This window comes from Nocardia sp. 852002-20019_SCH5090214 (assembly GCF_001665865.1).
In the GTDB taxonomy this organism is placed as follows: domain Bacteria; phylum Actinomycetota; class Actinomycetes; order Mycobacteriales; family Mycobacteriaceae; genus Nocardia; species Nocardia nova.
Genome location: NZ_LZMK01000045.1, coordinates 85,144 through 102,043, shown reverse-complemented (window position 1 = coordinate 102,043; position 16,900 = coordinate 85,144). Strand labels below are relative to the sequence as shown.

Here is a 16,900-nt window from a genome sequence, read left to right as displayed (position 1 = left end):
TCGATGCCGATCCCATATCCGTGCGATCGTCGTGCCCGCGCTCGTCACTGCTGTTCGACGTGCACATGCACGTGGTAGTACCGTGGCGAGCATCACAGCGACGTGGCTGGTGGGAGGTCTGGTGAGAACAACAAGCACTGCCGGGGTCCCGGTCTCGGTGGTCGAGCGGGTATCGCTGGTGCTGGAGACTTTCAATGGAGTAGGGCCGCTGACCTTGGCCCAGGTGACCTCCCGGACCGGTCTGCCCCGCTCATCGGTGCACCGGCTGCTCGAACAGCTCGCGAGCGCGGGCTGGCTCGCACGCTCGCCCGAGCAGACGTACGAACTCGGCGTCAAAGCCTACGAAATGGGACAGGCGGCCCTGAATCAGAATCGTCTGCTGCAAGGAGCGCGTCCGGTGATGCAGGCGTTCGCCCAGCAGACCGGGTTCACCATCCAGCTGGGTGTGGTCGACCACGGTGACACCGTCTACCTCGCGAAGGTCAACGGACGCGCATCAGGACCCACCCCGACGGCCGTGGGACAGCGGGTGCCCGCCCACCTGACCGCCGTGGGCAAGGCACAGATCGCATTCAGCGAGACCGCGAACAATCCGCAGATCGTGCAGACCCTGCACCACATGGCTACCGGTGAACTCGTGCGACGCACCACGCAGAGCATCACCTCCGACGCCCGGCTGAAGGAGGAACTCGCCGTCATCCGGGAGCGCGGCGCCGCGTTCGATCGCGGAGAAGCCTTCGCCGGACTCGGCTGTGTCGGGGTATCCATCGGCCCGGCGGACCATATCTACGGCAACCTCGCCGGTATCTCCGTCTGCGCGTCGGTCACCACGCTCGACTACCGCAAACTCGTCGGTCCGGTGCGGATGGCGGCCCGCGAGATCTGGGATCGCTGCGTAGCAGCCGACCTTGCCTCCCATTGATGCGGCTCGGCCGCGACGGTTTGTACGTCGCGGCCCGAGCCTCGATCAGGATGCGGTGGCGTCCGCGGCGCTGAGCCGCCCTGCCATATCCGAGACAGCTCGATAGGCCATGACCATGCCGGACCCCAGGGGGACACCGGGACCGGGATATACCGGCCCCGCAACCGAAGCCGCGGAATTACCCGCGGCGTACAACCCGGCGATCACCGATCCGTCGGGCCGCTGCACTGCGCCCTCGCGATCGATCACGGCGCCGCCCTTGGTTCCGAGGTCGCCGAGGACCAGGCGCACCGCATGGAATCGTGCACCGTCGAGAGGAAGCAGACACGGTTCGGGCGAGGCGGCGCCGACGAAGAAGCGACCGAACGGATCCTCTCCGCGACCGAAATCGTCATCCTTGCCGCGCCCGGCGAATTCGTTGAACCGGCGTACCGTCTCGGTCAGCTGCTCGGCGTCGACGCCGATCGCCGCGGCGAGACCGGCGAGATCGGTGGCGGTGTGCCACAGTCCGGCCTCCGACATCTCCGCCCGGTCGGGGACGGGGACGCAGATGGCGGGCAGGTCGTCACCGAATCGGTTGTCGAAGATGAACCAGAAGCCGTCACCGTGCCCCAGGCGCATCCGCTCCCGCATCTCCCGGCCCATGCGATCGTAGGGCAGCATCTCGTTGGCGAAGCGCTGCGCGGTCTCGTCGACGACGATTCCGGCGCGCACCCCGAGGGTGAATGCGGCGTGCCCGTTGGGGAACAGCGTGGCCGGACACCACCACGACTGATCGAGCAGGTCGAGGGCGGCGCCTGCCGCTTGTGCGAGCGACACCGCGTCGCCGGTCCCGGTGTCCGGATGCGAGGAACTCCAGTCCGCGGTGGGCATGTCCTGCCAGGTCCGGCGCAGCTCCGCCGAACGTTCGTAGCCACCCGCGGCGAGCAGAACGCCGGCACGCGCCTCGATCCGAGTCGGAGTGCCGGCCGGGCCGGCCACCACGACGCCGGTCACCCGATCCGACTCGTCCTGGACCAGTTCCGTGACGCGTGTGGACAGCATCAGGTCGGCGTTGCCGGTCGCGTCGAGGGCGAGGACCATGCGCGCGATCCAGGCCTGACCGCCGTCGAGCATCGACCGGTCCAGCTCGATGCCGAACTGGTCGGCCGCCACCATCGGCCGGATGTCGGTCAGTCGATCGCCGACCTCTTCGGCGGATATCGCGCCGGCGAAGATACTGCGCCCGTTGGCACTTCGTCCGGGCGCGTCGAAGTAGTCGGGGAAGGGTCGGTGTTCGAGCGGGATACCGACGGTGTTCTCGAGGAAGTCGGCGACGACCGGGCCGGTTTCGAGGTAGGCGCGCTGTACCTCCGGGCGGGTGTGTTCACCTACGAGCGAGCTGAAGTAGGTCAGTCCCGCGCCGACCGAGTCTTCGACGCCCTGCCGCTCGAGCACATGGTTGCCGGGCAGCCACACGCTGCCGCCCGAATACGCCGAGGTGCCGCCGAAGCGATCGGTCTTCTCGATTACGCAGGTCGATAGACCGCGATGGGCCGCGGCGAGTGCGCCCGCGAGGGCGGCGCCACCCGAGCCCACCACTATGACGTCGTATGAATTACCCCAGGTCATCGCCGCATTGCTCCATTCTCCGGTCCGGGCGTGAACGGCGCCACGCTAAATGCCGTGGATCGCCACCACGCCCGGACTTCCCGCTCAGCGGTCCTGTAGTTCGGCGGGCCCGACAACCTCGATGAGGTAACCGTCGGGGTCACGGAGTTTGCCGATCGTGCAACCGAATTCCGTCAGCACGGTGGCGGGCATTTCCTGGGTGCCACCGTGTGCGCACCCACGGGCCAGCAGTGCGGCGACGTCGGCGGTGTTGAGCACCAGCTTCACCAGCATGTTGCCGTGGTCGGGTGCCGTGGCATTCGCGCGCGGCGCGATCAACTGGATCCCGGCCGTCCCGGCACGCACAATCACCGCATCGAAGGCATCGGTGGCAATCGATCGTTCCTCGGTGAATCCGCAACCGGCGGTGTAGAACTCGGTAGCGGCGGGCAGATCCGATACCCGGATCGCGGTGAGCGACAGGGTGGTCGGCGCAACGGTCATCGGGTCTGCGATCCGCCGTTGAAGTCCAGGGTCTGTCCGGTCATCCCGCCCGCCTCGTTCGAGGCGAGGTAGGCACAGAACGCGCCGACCTCGATCGGGTCGCCGAGTCGCCCGATCGGCACTCCGGCGATGAGTCGCTCGATCTGCTCCGGCGGCATCTTGTCCACCAGGTTGGCTTGCAGGCCGAGCGCCACGATGTTGGCGGTGACGCCGTACTGACCGGTCTCGGCGGCGAGGTGGCGGATGAAGCCCTCGATACCGCTCTTACCGGTCGCGTACATCGACACGTTGATGTTCTGTCCGGTGCGCGCACTACCCGAAGAAATCTGCACGACGCGTCCCCAGCCGGCATCGCACATACCGTCGATGACCGCTTTGATGCAGTTCATCGCGCCGTAGATGTTGAGGTCGATCGACGGCGCCCACTGGTCCGGCGTCAGCTCCCGAAACGGCTTGCTGACCCGGTCCTCGGCGATGCCGGCGTTGTTGACCAGGATGTCCACGTGCCCGCCCAGCTCGGCCTCGGCCGAACGCACCGCATCGACCGTGGCCCGATAGTCGGTGACGTCGAACGCCCGCACGATCGCCTTATTACCTTCCCCGGCGATGGCCGCGGCCACCCGCTCGGCGCGGTCGGCGTGCAGGTCGTTCACCACAACCGTCGCACCCTGACGCGCGAGGACCGTCGCGATCCCCTCGCCCACGCTCTGGCCCGCACCGGTGACCAGGGCGATCCGTCCATCCAACTCGAACACGAATGCACCTTTCCCTTGATTGCGCCATCACATCGCAGGGATGGCGACCTGCCCTTGCACACTCGCCGAGCCTGGTGCAGATTGTCAATCATTATTGGATTTTATTTTGGATCCAATCTGCTAGCGTGTGCCGCATGACGTCCGACACTCCCGTCGGCACCCCGTCCGAACCGCCGGTCCGCACCGAGTTCACCGACGGGGTCGCCACTGTGACCCTGAACAATCCGCGGCGCAAGAATGCGATCAGCCTGGAGATGGCCGCCCTCATCGACGACTTCTGCGCGCGCGTGGAGACCGACACCGACATCGGTGCGGTCGTGGTGCGCGCGGCCGGCGCGTATTTCTGTAGCGGTGCCGATACCCGAGATCTGGCGGCGTCATCGGCCGATCCCGCCTCCCCGGACGCGGTGCGCCGCACCTCCGCGGTCTACGGATCCTTCGTCCGGGTGGGCTCGCTGCCGGTTCCCACCATCTCGCGGGTGGCCGGCGGCGCCGTCGGCGCGGGCTTGAATCTCGCTCTCGCCACCGATCTCATGGCCGTCACTCCACAGGCCCGCCTCGACAGCGGTTTCCTGGCTCGCGGAATCCACCCCGGCGGTGGACATCTCGCCTTGCTCGGCCGCGCGGTCGGATGGTCGGGCACCATTGCACTGGCGGCGTGCGGACACTCGCTCACGGGGACCGAAGCGGTCGAGCGCGGGCTCGCCCACCTGGTGGCGGAGGAAGCCGATCTCGACGGCCGGATCGCCGAACTCACCGGGCCGGCGGCCGCGGATCCCGAACTCACCCGCCGCATCATGGCCAGCGCCCGCCTGGAACTCGGGCCCCCCGCGGTGAGCTGGGCCTCGGCGCTGGAAATCGAACGGGGCGTGCAGATGTGGTCCATGTCGCGCAAGGGCGAAGCGTCCTGGTCATCGCGGGGACCGGGCCGATGACCGCCGCTACCGGCAGCCGGTCACAGGCCGGTCCCGCCGAGGTGGCGCAGTTGCGCGCCGAGGTGCGCGCGTTTCTGCGCGAACAACTCGACACCGGCGTGTTCACCCCGGCGCCCGACAACTGGATGAGCGGATTCGATCCCGCCTTCAGCGCCGAACTCGGTCGTCGCGGCTGGCTCGGCATGACGATGCCCGAACACTATGGGGGACATGGCCGTTCATTGCTCGAGCGTTTCGTCGTCACCGAGGAACTGCTGGCCCACGGCGCGCCCGTCGCGGCGCATTGGATCGCCGACCGGCAGATGGCGCCGGGCATCCTCGCCAACGGGACCGAGGAGCAGAAGCAGCGATATCTGCCCGGAATCGCCGCCGGCGAGCTGTTCTTCGCGATCGGTATGAGCGAACCCGACGCCGGTTCGGATCTGGCCGCCGTCCGCACGAAGGCGGTGCAGCGCCCCGACGGCTCGTGGACGATCTCGGGCACGAAGGTATGGACCACCGGCGCACACGTCGCCCATGCCATGGTCCTGCTGGCCCGCACCGACGGCGGTCCGGGCGACCGCCACAGCGGACTGTCGCAGTTCCTGGTGGAACTGTCCACGCCCGGCATCGAGGTACGGCCACTGCAGAGCATCGACGGAGGCCGGCACTTCAACGAGGTCGTCTTCCACGACGTGCACGTCGGCGCGGACACGTTGCTGGGACAACGCGGCTCGGGATGGGCGCAGGTGATGAGCGAACTGGCCTACGAGCGTTCCGGGCCCGAGCGCTATCTGTCGACCATGCCGCTGCTGCGCGCCTGGGCCGAGGAACTGCGCCGCTCGGGAGCTACACCGCAGCAACGCACCACCCTCGGATCGCTCACCGCGCAGGCCTGGGCCCTGCGGCGCATGTCGCTGGCCGTGACCACCGAACTCGCTGCCGGACGCAAACCCGATGTGCTCGCCGCGATCGTCAAAGATCTCGGCTCGAGTTTCGAAGGTGATGTGGTGGAGGCCATTCGCGCGTGCACGGATATCGAACCGCGCCGCAGCGGCGGCGACGGGTTCGCACGGTTGCTCGCTGCCGGTGTGCTGCATACCCCGGCATTCACGCTGCGCGGCGGCACCAACGAGATCTTGCGCGGAATCGTCGCGCGCGGAATGGGATTGCGATGACCTATCCGAATACCGAACTGGTCGCGGCGGTCGCGGACATGATCGACCGCATCGGCATCGATACGACCACGCCCGCCATCGCATCCGACCGCGCTGTCTGGGACGCACTGGCCGAAGCGGGCTTCACCGAGATCGGCATTCCCGAGACCCAGGGCGGAAGCGGCGGCACATCCGCCGATGCCTTGTCGGTAGCGTACGCCGCAGCGGAGCGCGGCGCGATCACCCTCCTGATCGAGCACAGCCTGCTGGCGAGTCCGCTGCTCGCGCACTGCACCGGTACGGCGGCAGCCGAGCCGAGCACCGTGGTGATCGCCGACGATCGTTGCAGCACACGCGAAGTGGACGGCACCACCGTCCTCGACGGCATCGTCACCGATGTCGTGCACGGTCGTGACGCCGCCCGTTTGGTCGTCCTGCTCGAGCCGCCGACCCCGGCCGCGCTCCCGTCGATCGCGATCGTCGCCACCGATGCCCCGGGCGTGCAGGTGCAGCCCGGCACCGATCTGCTCGGCGCCGCACTCGACGACTACCGGTTCGACGCGACACCCGTCGATCTCTATACCGAATCACCGGTCGGCGCAACGGAACTCGAGCAGCGCGGCGCGCAGTCCTATACGGTCGCCCTGGCCGCTGTAGCCGGTTCGGTGCGCGACGCAACCCTGCGCTACGCCGGCGAACGCACCCAGTTCGGACGTCCACTCGCGAAATTCCAAGCCATTCAGCAACGCCTCGCCGGGCTCGCCGCCCGCGCCGCACTGATGCAGACGGCAGCCACTGCCGCAGCCGAGGCCGCAGAGTCGGCCCCTCGACTCCGCCGGGCCTCGATTGCCGCCGCGAAGGCGGTGACCTCGGCATCGGCTCGCGAAGTCGCAGCCGCGGGGCACCAGATCCACGGGGCGATCGGATTCACCACCGAACACAGCCTGGGACGATTCACCACGGCGCTGTGGGCCTGGCGGGACCGTTACGGGTCCGAAGATTACTGGGCCGACGTCCTCGCCGGGCAGATCCTCGACGAGGGCACGGACCTGTGGGATGCCGTCGTCGGCGCCGAGTCGGCCGGCGAACCCACTGTCGCAGAAGGGAATTCCCGATGAGCATCACCCCACCCGCACCGGCCGAGGCCGGTGACGAGTTGCGCATCGACGGCCGGGCGGCATGGCGCGGCGCCGACACCGCCACCGGCAACGGCGTGCTCACCGGACTGCGCGTCCTGGACCTGAGCCGCGTCCTGGCCGGCCCGTATACGGCGCAGATGCTGGCCGACCAGGGCGCCGAGGTCATCAAGGTGGAGGCGCCGGCGGGCGACGAAACCCGCGGCTGGGGGCCACCGTTCGTGGATTCCGGTACGAGTGCCTACTACGGCAGCCTCAACCACAGCAAAGACAACATCTGCCTGGATCTGCGCACCACCGAAGGACGCGAGATTCTCGGTCACCTCATCGCCGGCGCCGACGTGATCATCGAGAACTTCAAGGCCGGCACGATGGCTCGCTGGGGATTCGATTTCGACACCGTGCTCAGTCGGCTGTATCCGCGACTGATCTACTGCCGCATCACCGGATTCGGCGTCGACGGCCCGATGGGCGGGCTTCCCGGCTACGACGCGGTCCTGCAATCCTTCGGCGGCCTGATGAGTATCAACGGCTATCCCGACGGCAACCCCCTGCGTGTCGGCGTGCCGATCGTCGATATCGTCACCGCCAATCTCGCCGTGAACGGCATCCTGCTGTCGCTGCTCGAGCGCGACCGCAGCGGGCACGGGCAACTGGTCGATATGGCGTTGCTGGACGCGGTCATCTCCCTCCTGCATCCGCACGCGGCCAACTGGATCGCCAGCGGAAGCGTCCCCCAGCGAACCGGCGATTTCCATCCGACCGTGGTCCCCTATCAGGTGTTCCGGGCCGCCGACGGCGACTTCTTCGTCAGCGCCGCCAACGACCGCCAATTCCGTTCGCTGACAAAGACGCTCGGTGTGCCGGAGCTCGCCGACGAACCACGCTTCGCATCCAACGCGCAGCGGCACGCACATCGGGAGGAACTCGTAGCACTGCTCGGCGAACTGATCGCGGCCTGGCCCCGAGCCGAACTCGCCGCCCGTCTGGAGGAGGCAGGTGTCGCGGCGAGCTCGGTGAACACCGTCGACGAGGCTCTGCAGTCGGCGCAGGCCAGGCACCGCGAGCTGTTCATCGAAGCGCCGGACTACCGAGGCGTCGGTGTACCGATCTCGCTCAGCCGATCGCCGCACCGCCGCCCCCGCCCTGCGGTCGCCCGTGGCGCCGACACGGCATCGGTGCTGACCGCGATGGGTTACCCCGCCGATCGAATCGGCGCCTGGCGCTCGGCTGGTATCTTCGGGGACCCGTGAGCAGACCGACTGAAAGTCCCGCACCGACGAGCCGCGACGTCGGCCGCGCCGCCGGGCGGGTGGTCGCGGAACTGGAACGCCTGATCGTGACCGGGGAGTTGCTTCCCGGCCAGCCGATCCGCCAAGTCCTGATGGCCGAACGCCTCGGTGTCAGCCGGTTGCCGATCCGCGAAGCACTGCGCCATCTGACCGCCGAGGGCCTGGTGGCACACGAACCCAATGTGGGCTACACGGTCGCGCGGCTGCAACAGTCGGATTTCGACCAGATCTATCTGATGCGCGCGGCCTTGGAACGTGAGGTGCTGCTGTCGCTGCCCGCGTTTCCCGCCGACGCCCTCGCGGAAGCCACCCACACCGCACAACAGGTGGTCGAAGCAGCCGAACGGGGTGATGTACTCGCGATGCGGATGCACAATCACGCCTTCCACTTCGTGATCTTCGAGCGATCCCCACTGAATCTCATCGTCGCAGAGATCCGCCGGCTGTGGACTCTCGCGATGCCCTACCACGCCGCCTACCTGTACGACCCGGCCGCGCGCGCCCGCGTGGTGGCCGAACACGACCAGATGATCGAAGCGTTGACCCGCCACGACAACGAACGGCTCGTCGAGCTGATGAACGAGCACCGCCGCGGCGGAGAGACCAGCACCGGGATGATGCTGCGCGCCACGCGAACCGACGCGCCTCCCGTACCTCTCGAGGAGTGAACCGTGACCGCATCAAGCGGGTACAAGCCCTACCAGTTCGCCTGGGATCCCGACGTCGAAGTGATTCTCGAGCGAGTCCGCGCGAACAAGACCGGCCCCATGCACGCCGCCGGAGTCGAAGCCGCACGCCGGTCCCTCGAATCCATCGTGCGTCCCCCCGGCCCCGACATGCGCACCGTTCGCGACACCACCTTCGACGGCCCGCACGGCGCCGTCCCGGTGCGGGTCTACCATCCGCTGACCGCACCGGAATCCGATGCGCCCGCCCTGGTGTGGTTCCACGGCGGCGGCATGATCATGGGCACGTTGCGGTCCTTCGACCGCCTCGCCCGCGATATCGCCGACGCGACCGGAGCGGTGTTGTTCAACGTCGACTACCGCCTCGCCCCGGAGTACCGCTACCCCGTCGCCAACGACGAGGCTTACGCGGCGCTGTGCTGGGCCGTCGACACCGCATCGAACTGGGGCGTCGACGCGACCAGGATCGGCGTCGGCGGAGACAGCGCCGGCGGCGGACTCGCCGCCGCCACGACATTGCGCAGCCGCGACGACAACGGCCCCGCGATCGCGCAGCAGGTGCTGTTCTACCCCGGCGTCGAGCGCCGCACCGACCGCCCCTCGATGCGCGAGTTCGGCTCGTCCCCCTTCCTCACCGCCGAGGACATCGACTGGATGAAAAGTCTCTACCTCGGCCCCGATCCCTCGACCGACGACGCCTATGGCGTTCCGGCACTAGCGAATTCGCTCGCCGATCTGCCACCCGCGATCATCGCCGTAGGCTACGCGGACCCGATTCGAGACGGCGTCGAAGACTACGGCGACCGGCTCCGGGAGGCAGGCGTGCCGACTGTGCAGCTGCGTTACCCGGGAGTGGGCCACGGATTCGCCATGCAGGCGCCATCGGTCGCGCGAGGGCGTGCGGCGATCGCCGAGGTAGGGGCGCTGGTCGCGGCGCGGTTCCGCGACGAACGCTGATCCTCGACAACGAATTCCGCTCAGAAGACCGCTTGCCCAGTGGGCCAACTGTCGGCCGGACGCAGCCGAATCCGACAGCGGGCTGATGTCGGCCCTCGCATGAGCTTCGCGATCATCGGAACCGGTTGCCGCTGCGCCGAAGCCATCACCACGATTGCGGACGGCCGTACATACGCGCCAACATGATCCGCATGCGCCTGCGTCCAACGCTCGGCGACGTCGGGGGGAGGTTGATGTGTAGTCACACGCTATTCGACATTGCCGCCGTGGCTAAGGTTCCGCCGGGGCGATAGCCGCACCGCGTTCACGCAGCATGCGCGGGCCCGCCTCGCGGACGGCAATTGGCTCGGTCTCGTCGAGATGGTCCTGTGGACCGGCAACGGTTACGGGCAGCCGCCCGTGACGAAGTGGTGCCCTGCGTCCGCAATATCGCCGACGCGGGGCGGCCGCTCGCCAAGATGAGGGCATCTCAGACTCTCGGGGGCTCCGATCGTCCGCGGCGGTTGCAGAAGATCACGAAGACGAGCAAACGACCGGCCGGGATGCGACGAGCGATCGTGGTGATGGCCTCGGCCCAGCGGCAGCCGGGTGAGTGCCGTCGCGGCGCGGCATTGCCGATAGCAGGGCACAAAGACCGCAGTCAACGCCGCCGAGCGGGAGTACCGTCGCGAACATGCGCCTCGGATACCGAGGACACCGGCATCTCCACGCGAGGAGATCTCATGACCGATACCCGGAGCAGCCCAGCCTCCCAAGCCGTGCATCGCAGCGGTGAGACCGCCACCGCCGACGCCATCGCGCCGGGCGACACCGGCATCTCCCGGTACCACGAGGTGGACGCGATGGTCGACGCGGCGTCCGTCGCGGCGAAGGCATTCCGCAAACTCGACCAGCAGCAGGTCGACGCGATCGTGGCGGCGATGGTGCGCGCCGGGATCCGGTCGGCCGCCGAACTGGCGCGGGTCGCTATCGAGGAAACCGGCTTCGGCGTCTTCGAGGACAAGGTCGTGAAGAACTACATCGCCACCGAGTTCCTCTACGACTACCTGCGTGACAAGAAGTCCGTGGGAGTCATCGACGAGGACGTCGAGCGCAGCATCACGCGGGTCGCAGAACCGATCGGCGTGGTACTGGCCATCACCCCGGTTACCAATCCGACCTCCACCGTGCTGTACAAGGCGATCGTGGCGGCGAAGACGCGCAACGCGGTGCTATTCCGGCCCTCGCCGTTCGCCGTCCAATCATGCGAGCGCACCGTCGAGATCCTGCGCGCTGCAGCCGAGGCGGCGGGCATGCCCGCGGGCGCGTTGCAGGTCGTCCCCGACGCCGCCCATGAGGTGACCCATTATCTGTTCGGACACCCCGGGGTCGACTTCATCTGGGTGACCGGCGGCCAGAAGATCGTCGCTCTGGCCAACGCGGCCGGAAAGCCCACGCTCAGCGTCGGGCCCGGCAACGCGCCCATCTACCTGCATCGAACGGCCGACATCAAGGCCGCCGTCGTCGACATCCTCATCTCCAAGACCTTCGACGCGTCGGTGATCTGCCCGGCCGAGCAGACCTGCATCATCGACGACGCGATCTACGACGAGACCGTCGCCGAATTCGAACGGATGGGCGCATACCTGATCACCGCCGAGCAGGCCGAGTCGCTCGCCGATTTTGCCTTCGGGTGCGGCGAGAAGGCCAATCTCGAGGCCGTAGGCCGTGCGGCGCCCGACCTGGCCGCCCGCGCGGGATTCACCGTGGACCCGTCGATCAAGGTGCTGCTCGCTCCGCTGCCCGCAGATCTCGACCGGCTCGCCGAGCATCCGCTGGTGCGCGAGAAGCTGATGCCCGTGCTCGGGCTGGTGCGCGCCCGCGACGTCCAGCACGGCATCGACGCCGCCGTCCTGGTCACCGAACACGGTGGCCTGGGACACACCTCGGCCATCTATGCGCACGACCAGGCGGTCGTCGACGCCTACAGCCTGGCCGTGCGCACCGGGCGCATCCTGGTCAACGCGCCTACGGCGGTGGGAGCGCTCGGCGGGATCTACAACAACCTCACCCCGACGTTCTCCCTCGGCTGTGGCACCTGGGGCGGCTCGGGCACCACCGAGAACGTCAACTACGAACAGCTGTTGAACATCAAGACGGTGTCCTACCGGCGCAGCCCACCGCAGTGGTTCCGGGTTCCGTCCAACACGTTCTTCAACGCGGGCGCGCTGGAGAACCTGCGCGACGTCGAGTGCGACAGCGTCGTGATCGTCACTGACGCGCTGAGCGAACAGCGCGGCGTGGTCGAGGAGTTACGCGGCAAGCTGCGCGCTCAGCACGTCAAGATATTCAGCGAGGTCGAGCCGGAGCCGGGCGAGGCCGCCATCCGCCGCGGCGTCGCGATGCTCGAGGCGTTCGGGCCCGATGTGCTCATCGCCGCGGGCGGTGGATCGGTGATCGACGCCGCGAAGGCGATCCGCCTGTTCTACGAGCACCCCGAGACGAATCTCGCGGACCTCACGCTGCCGTTCCTCGATCCCCGCAAGCGCATGGCCGACTATCCCCAGAGCCCGCACATGGTGCGGCTGGTGGCGGTGCCGACCACCGCGGGCACCGGTTCGGAAGTCTCGCCCGCGGCGGTACTGACCGTGGGCGATCACAAGGAGACCCTGGTCGACTACTCCCTGGTGCCCGACATGGCGATAGTGGACCCGCTGCTCTCCATCTCGATGCCGCGCACCCTGACCGTCGACACCGGCATCGACGCGCTCACCCACGCGCTCGAAGCGCTGGCCTCGATCTTCGCCTCGCCCTATACTGATGCCTTTTGTGTGCAGGCCGCACGGCTGATCTTCGAGGCGCTTCCCCGCGCCTACGACGACCCGCACGATCTGGCCGCACGAACCGATATGTCCAACGCCGCCACCTTGGCCGGACTCGCCTTCTCGAACGCCTTCGTCGGCACCAACCACGCTCTGGCGCACGCCGTCGGCGCACGGTTCGGCATCGCCCACGGCCGCGTGAACGGCGTCTTCCTGCCGCACACGCTGCGCTACAACGCCGGCCTGCCGACCAAGTTCATGCCCGCCCCCGGCTACTCGGCCTACGTCGCGCCCGAGAAGTACGCCCAGCTCGGCCGGGTCGTCTTCGGCGGACATGAACCCGAGGAGAGCCGCCGCCGACTGTTCCAGGGGGTGCGAGACCTACTCGAGCGGCTGGCGGTGCCGCGCACACTCCGCCAAATCGGCGTCCCAGAGGACGAATTCCTCGCGGCGCTCCCGGAACTGGCGATGACCGCCTTCCAGGACCTGAGCAACCGCACCAATCCGCGGATGCCGCTGATCAGCGAGATCACCACCCTGCTCCGGCTCGGCTACTACGGGGACGGCGACCATGCCCGCTGACAGCGCCACCAAGGTCGTGCATGCCCCGGCGGCGCGGGTCCTCGCGAGGATCCGCGACATGCAAAGCCAGTCCGAGTGGATTGCCGAGATCGGGATCTCGCCTGCCACAATGTTCTGTTGGAAGGCACAGGTGCTCGTCGATGCATCGCGGCAAGCACCAGTGGGAAGATCCCCATCGAGGGCTTGTCGGCGATGAACGCCTGCGTCCCGGCGGCGAGCACGGTGAGTACCGAGAGACCCGCGGCAGCCAGGGCACTCAGCCGTGGCACCATCAGTCCGATACCGCCTGCGACCTCCACGACACTCCGATGAAGACGAGCAGCCCGAGGGCTTTCTCGGACGAGGCACTAGAACCGGGCCAGTCGGTGACCGGCAGATGCGCCGACGCACCCTTCCCACTCCGTCAGCGGGCGTCGAACCCGCGGAAACGCCGGAGGTAGCCGGCGATCTTCCGTACTGGCACGGCACGCGGCCAATCGTCGGCCCGGAAATACGCGTCACTGCCACCATCGACGAAAACCACGCTGCCGCAGAGGAACCGCGCTGCATCGGACAGCATGAACAGCACCCAATCCGCCAGGTCGCCCGCGTCGCCGAAACCGCCGATCGGCACCGGGAACCGGCGGATGGCCGCGGCTTCCCGTGGAGTGGCGAGTTGTTTTTCCAGCAGCGGCGTCAAGATGGCGCCCGGCGCCAGCACATTGAGCCGGATCCCTTCGCCCGCCCAGGCGGCGGTGACGGCCTGGCGCCGGGCCCAGCGGCTCACCGCGATCTTCGACGCCGCGTAGGCGAACGAGGGCGCGTTCCGGCCGAATATCCGCACCGCGCGCAGGGCCTTGTCGGTATCCCCCGCCAGCAGTGCGCGGATCGCGCGGCCGGGGACCGCGGGCGTGGTCGTGGTCGCGTTGCTGCCGAAGACCACTACCTTGGCATCGGTCGCCGCAGCCAACAGCGGCCGCCAGCCCTGCAGCAACTCGATCACGCCGCGATAGTTCACCTCGTAGATCAGGCGCGGGCGTTCCGCACCGGGAGCAGGGCCGACCCCGGCTGCCAGGACAGCACCGTCGAGGTGTCCGTCCGCTGCGGCGAGAACGCCATCGACAGCCGCGCGCCGGCCCTCGGCGGTGGACAGATCAGCGACCACGTCGGCGTCGCGCAGGTCGACCCCGACCACGGTGTGGCCATCTCGACGAAGTTTGTCCGCCACCGCTCGTCCCATTCCCGATGCCGATCCGGTCACGACATAGACACCCATCGCTTGCCTGCTTTCCGCTCTGCCTACTGCCACTTCTGCGACTCCGCGCAATATTGACACACTACGACAAAAATGGTGAACTGTGGCCATGCCCCCGAACACCGCAGCTCGGCGCGGGCGCGGGCGTCCGTCCGTGCTGGACACTCGGGCCGTCGCCGAATGCGCGCTTCACCTGTGGTCCGAACGTGGATACTCGACGACCAGCTGGAGCGATCTGGCCGATGCGACCGGCATCAGCGCCCGAACCCTGCTGCGTCACTTCTCGTCTCGTTCGGATATCGCCTACCTCGGTGTCGAGCCCGCCACGAGCAGGCTTCGCGATGCCCTCGACAACGCGACGGACAACGCCGACCCGTCGGCTGTCATTCGCGCGGCCGTCGTCGAATCGGTCTCGCACGACCCGGGGATCAGCCGGATCGCGCCGCGGTGGTTGCGCCTGATCTCCGCCGAACCGGAGTTGGCCGCCATCGCGCCGCTGGCCTACCGGCCGTGGATCGACACTCTGGCGACATACATATCCGGTGTCCTCCCGGATGCACCACTGGCGATCTGCCGCGCGCTCGCTACCGCCTACCAGGCCGCATCCTTCGCCGCACTGGTCGAATGGGCCGATGCCGGCGCAGAGGGCGACTGCGCGGATGTGGTCGACGAGATGTTGCGCTGGATGGATATCCACGCTCCCGTGGATGTCCGGGGCGACCGCAGCACTCCCGCCACCAACCAGTCCTGACAAGGAGTTCCACCATGTCCGTCACCCCGATGCCCGCGCCCGCACATCCGGATCCGCTGGCGCCTGCCACCCTCGGCCCGATCCGGTTGCGCAACCGCGTGATCAAGTCCGCCACCTTCGAGGGGGTCACCACCGACGCCCTGGTCACCGACGCGTTGATCGATTTCCACGTGGCGGTGGGCGCGGGCGGGGCCGGCATGACCACCGTCGCCTACCTGGCGGTCTCACCCGAGGGCCGCACCGAACACGATCAGATCTACTGGCGCCCCGAGGCACTTCCCGGATTGCGACGACTCACCGAGGCGGTGCATGCCACCGGCGCCGCGATATCCGCGCAGATCGGTCACGCGGGTCCGGTCGCCAACTCACGTTCCACCGGTCTGCCCTCGCTGGCCCCGTCGACGCGACCGAATCCGTTGTCGATGAGCCTGGATCGCGCCGCAACCGAAGCAGATATCCGGCGGATCATCGACGATCACGCCCGCGCGACGCGGTACGCGATCGAGGTGGGATTCGACGCGGTGGAGGTTCACCTCGGTCACAACTATCTCGCCAGCTCGTTCCTCAGCCCGAAGATCAACCGCCGCAAGGACTCCTGGGGCGGCCCGCTCCCCCGTCGCGCGGAGTTCGCCCGCCGAATTCTGCAGGCGGTACGCGAGGCAGCGGACGGACGGATCGCGGTGCTGGCGAAAATGAACATGTCCGACGGCGTTCCCGGCGGTCTGTGGCTCGACGAATCCCTGGTCTTCGCGCAGATGGTGGAGGGCGACGGCCATGTCGACGCGTTGGAGCTGACCGGCGGGTCCTCGCTACTCAACCCGATGTATCTGTTCCGCGGCGATGTACCGATCCGCGAAATGGCCGAGACCCAAAGCGGTCTGGTGAAACTGGGCATGAAGATGTTCGGCCGCTTCGTGTTCGAGCACTACCCGTACGAACCCCTCTACTTCCGTGACTACGCACGCCAGTTCCGCAACGAACTGGACATGCCGCTGGTGCTGCTCGGCGGAATCACCGACCTCGCCGACATGAACACCGCGATGAGCGACGGGTTCGAGTTCGTGGCGATGGCGCGGGCACTGCTGCGTGAGCCGGATCTGATCAATCGCATCCGAGCGGAGTCGTCGAAGAAGTCGCTGTGCATCCACTGCAACCTGTGCGCGGCCAGCATCTTCACCGGTACGCGTTGCCCGCTGGTGAGCACCGACGACCGGAGCGATGTCAGCGACGAGAAGCCACTCGGTCTTCCCGTGTGACCACGTTCGAAAGATCTCCCATCGCCGAGGACCACTCGGCGATGGGATGATTCGACGAGTCCGGCGCCGAGCTACAGGCCCGCAACGGGCTTCCCGGCAGGTCTGCAGCGACGCTCAGGACCACAATCCAGCGCACGGCAAGGGCGGCAGATCGCGGCACACCTCGTCGTCGACGGTGACCATGAGATCCGACGACAGCTGCGTCAGCGCGCACGCCACGTCGCGTGCCTGTTCAGCGCTCGCCTTGTAGTCGAGCGTCAACGCACCGGCTTCGATGCGGATGTGACGCAACCGCGACGCCACCCGAGGGCGGCTCGAGATCAGCTTTGCCATAACAGATTTCCGTACAATCGCGACGACACA

16 protein-coding genes are annotated in these 16,900 nt (G+C 67.9%); 10 read left to right on the top strand and 6 right to left on the bottom strand.

Going from position 1 to position 16,900, the window contains the following annotated elements:
- The first annotated feature begins 121 nt into the window (after window positions 1–121).
- Window positions 122–922: an IclR family transcriptional regulator gene (locus A5780_RS05780; RefSeq protein WP_063013265.1), complete on the top strand. Its 801-nt coding sequence runs from the start codon at window positions 122–124 to the stop codon at window positions 920–922.
- A 45-nt stretch (window positions 923–967) separates the two neighbouring features.
- Here the strand turns inward: A5780_RS05780 and A5780_RS05775 are convergent, their stop codons facing one another.
- From A5780_RS05775 to A5780_RS05765, 3 genes are all read right to left on the bottom strand, one after another.
- Window positions 968–2,533 (bottom strand): FAD-dependent oxidoreductase, encoded by a 1,566-nt coding sequence (locus tag A5780_RS05775; protein WP_064907923.1) that lies wholly within the window; start codon window positions 2,531–2,533, stop codon window positions 968–970.
- An 84-nt stretch (window positions 2,534–2,617) separates the two neighbouring features.
- Window positions 2,618–3,016 (bottom strand): VOC family protein, encoded by a 399-nt coding sequence (locus A5780_RS05770; RefSeq protein WP_063013194.1) that lies wholly within the window; start codon window positions 3,014–3,016, stop codon window positions 2,618–2,620.
- Window positions 3,013–3,771, bottom strand: a complete 759-nt coding sequence (locus A5780_RS05765; protein ID WP_030517585.1) for an SDR family NAD(P)-dependent oxidoreductase — start codon at window positions 3,769–3,771, stop codon at window positions 3,013–3,015. The genes A5780_RS05770 and A5780_RS05765 overlap by 4 nt, the downstream gene beginning before the upstream one ends.
- A 134-nt stretch (window positions 3,772–3,905) precedes the next feature.
- Between A5780_RS05765 and A5780_RS05760 the strand changes: the two genes are divergently transcribed.
- From A5780_RS05760 to adhE, 7 genes are all read left to right on the top strand, one after another.
- Complete coding sequence (locus A5780_RS05760) at window positions 3,906–4,706, top strand: enoyl-CoA hydratase-related protein (protein ID WP_063013196.1); 801 nt, start codon at window positions 3,906–3,908, stop codon at window positions 4,704–4,706.
- On the top strand, window positions 4,703–5,863 hold the full coding sequence (locus tag A5780_RS05755; protein WP_063013267.1) for an acyl-CoA dehydrogenase family protein: 1,161 nt from the start codon (window positions 4,703–4,705) through the stop codon (window positions 5,861–5,863). The genes A5780_RS05760 and A5780_RS05755 overlap by 4 nt, the downstream gene beginning before the upstream one ends.
- The gene (locus A5780_RS05750) at window positions 5,860–6,960 is read left to right on the top strand and encodes an acyl-CoA dehydrogenase family protein (protein WP_064907922.1); all 1,101 of its coding nucleotides are present in this window, start codon (window positions 5,860–5,862) and stop codon (window positions 6,958–6,960) included. Before A5780_RS05755 ends, A5780_RS05750 begins: the two co-directional genes overlap by 4 nt.
- Window positions 6,957–8,231, top strand: a complete 1,275-nt coding sequence (locus A5780_RS05745; protein WP_064902516.1) for a CaiB/BaiF CoA-transferase family protein — start codon at window positions 6,957–6,959, stop codon at window positions 8,229–8,231. The genes A5780_RS05750 and A5780_RS05745 overlap by 4 nt, the downstream gene beginning before the upstream one ends.
- Complete coding sequence (locus A5780_RS05740; RefSeq protein WP_063013203.1) at window positions 8,228–8,938, top strand: GntR family transcriptional regulator; 711 nt, start codon at window positions 8,228–8,230, stop codon at window positions 8,936–8,938. Before A5780_RS05745 ends, A5780_RS05740 begins: the two co-directional genes overlap by 4 nt.
- 3 nt (window positions 8,939–8,941) lie before the next feature.
- Window positions 8,942–9,913: an alpha/beta hydrolase gene (locus tag A5780_RS05735; protein WP_064907920.1), complete on the top strand. Its 972-nt coding sequence runs from the start codon at window positions 8,942–8,944 to the stop codon at window positions 9,911–9,913.
- 722 nt (window positions 9,914–10,635) lie between these two features.
- Window positions 10,636–13,296 (top strand): bifunctional acetaldehyde-CoA/alcohol dehydrogenase, encoded by a 2,661-nt coding sequence (adhE, locus tag A5780_RS05730; RefSeq protein WP_064907918.1) that lies wholly within the window; start codon window positions 10,636–10,638, stop codon window positions 13,294–13,296.
- On the opposite strand, the gene A5780_RS38885 is transcribed toward adhE, so the two are convergent.
- A complete protein-coding gene (locus A5780_RS38885) occupies window positions 13,269–13,568 on the bottom strand; it encodes a hypothetical protein (protein ID WP_228795478.1) in 300 nt (99 codons plus the stop codon). The two genes, adhE and A5780_RS38885, sit on opposite strands and share 28 nt — an antisense overlap.
- A gap of 131 nt (window positions 13,569–13,699) precedes the next feature.
- The gene (locus A5780_RS05725; RefSeq protein ID WP_064907917.1) at window positions 13,700–14,551 is read right to left on the bottom strand and encodes an SDR family oxidoreductase; all 852 of its coding nucleotides are present in this window, start codon (window positions 14,549–14,551) and stop codon (window positions 13,700–13,702) included.
- Window positions 14,552–14,684: 133 nt separating this feature from the next.
- Between A5780_RS05725 and A5780_RS05720 the strand changes: the two genes are divergently transcribed.
- Together A5780_RS05720 and A5780_RS05715 are read left to right on the top strand one after the other, a co-directional pair.
- A complete protein-coding gene (locus A5780_RS05720; protein ID WP_227463140.1) occupies window positions 14,685–15,281 on the top strand; it encodes a TetR/AcrR family transcriptional regulator in 597 nt (198 codons plus the stop codon).
- A 14-nt stretch (window positions 15,282–15,295) separates the two neighbouring features.
- A complete protein-coding gene (locus A5780_RS05715; RefSeq protein WP_231982859.1) occupies window positions 15,296–16,537 on the top strand; it encodes an NADH:flavin oxidoreductase in 1,242 nt (413 codons plus the stop codon).
- Window positions 16,538–16,651: 114 nt separating this feature from the next.
- Here the strand turns inward: A5780_RS05715 and A5780_RS05710 are convergent, their stop codons facing one another.
- Window positions 16,652–16,870, bottom strand: a complete 219-nt coding sequence (locus A5780_RS05710; protein WP_146100958.1) for a hypothetical protein — start codon at window positions 16,868–16,870, stop codon at window positions 16,652–16,654.
- Window positions 16,871–16,900 lie beyond the last annotated feature (30 nt).

Bases quoted from the DNA above. Each gene is read 5' to 3' on its own strand.
- A5780_RS05775 (WP_064907923.1), bottom strand. From the start codon at position 2,533: ATGACCTGGGGTAATTCATACGACGTCATAGTGGTGGGCTCGGGTGGC.
- A5780_RS05770 (WP_063013194.1), bottom strand. From the start codon at position 3,016: ATGACCGTTGCGCCGACCACCCTGTCGCTCACCGCGATCCGGGTATCG.
- A5780_RS05760 (WP_063013196.1), top strand. From the start codon at position 3,906: ATGACGTCCGACACTCCCGTCGGCACCCCGTCCGAACCGCCGGTCCGC.
- A5780_RS05755 (WP_063013267.1), top strand. From the start codon at position 4,703: ATGACCGCCGCTACCGGCAGCCGGTCACAGGCCGGTCCCGCCGAGGTG.
- A5780_RS05750 (WP_064907922.1), top strand. From the start codon at position 5,860: ATGACCTATCCGAATACCGAACTGGTCGCGGCGGTCGCGGACATGATC.
- A5780_RS05745 (WP_064902516.1), top strand. From the start codon at position 6,957: ATGAGCATCACCCCACCCGCACCGGCCGAGGCCGGTGACGAGTTGCGC.
- adhE (WP_064907918.1), top strand. From the start codon at position 10,636: ATGACCGATACCCGGAGCAGCCCAGCCTCCCAAGCCGTGCATCGCAGC.
- A5780_RS38885 (WP_228795478.1), bottom strand. From the start codon at position 13,568: ATGGTGCCACGGCTGAGTGCCCTGGCTGCCGCGGGTCTCTCGGTACTC.
- A5780_RS05725 (WP_064907917.1), bottom strand. From the start codon at position 14,551: ATGGGTGTCTATGTCGTGACCGGATCGGCATCGGGAATGGGACGAGCG.
- A5780_RS05715 (WP_231982859.1), top strand. From the start codon at position 15,296: ATGTCCGTCACCCCGATGCCCGCGCCCGCACATCCGGATCCGCTGGCG.
- A5780_RS05710 (WP_146100958.1), bottom strand. From the start codon at position 16,870: ATGGCAAAGCTGATCTCGAGCCGCCCTCGGGTGGCGTCGCGGTTGCGT.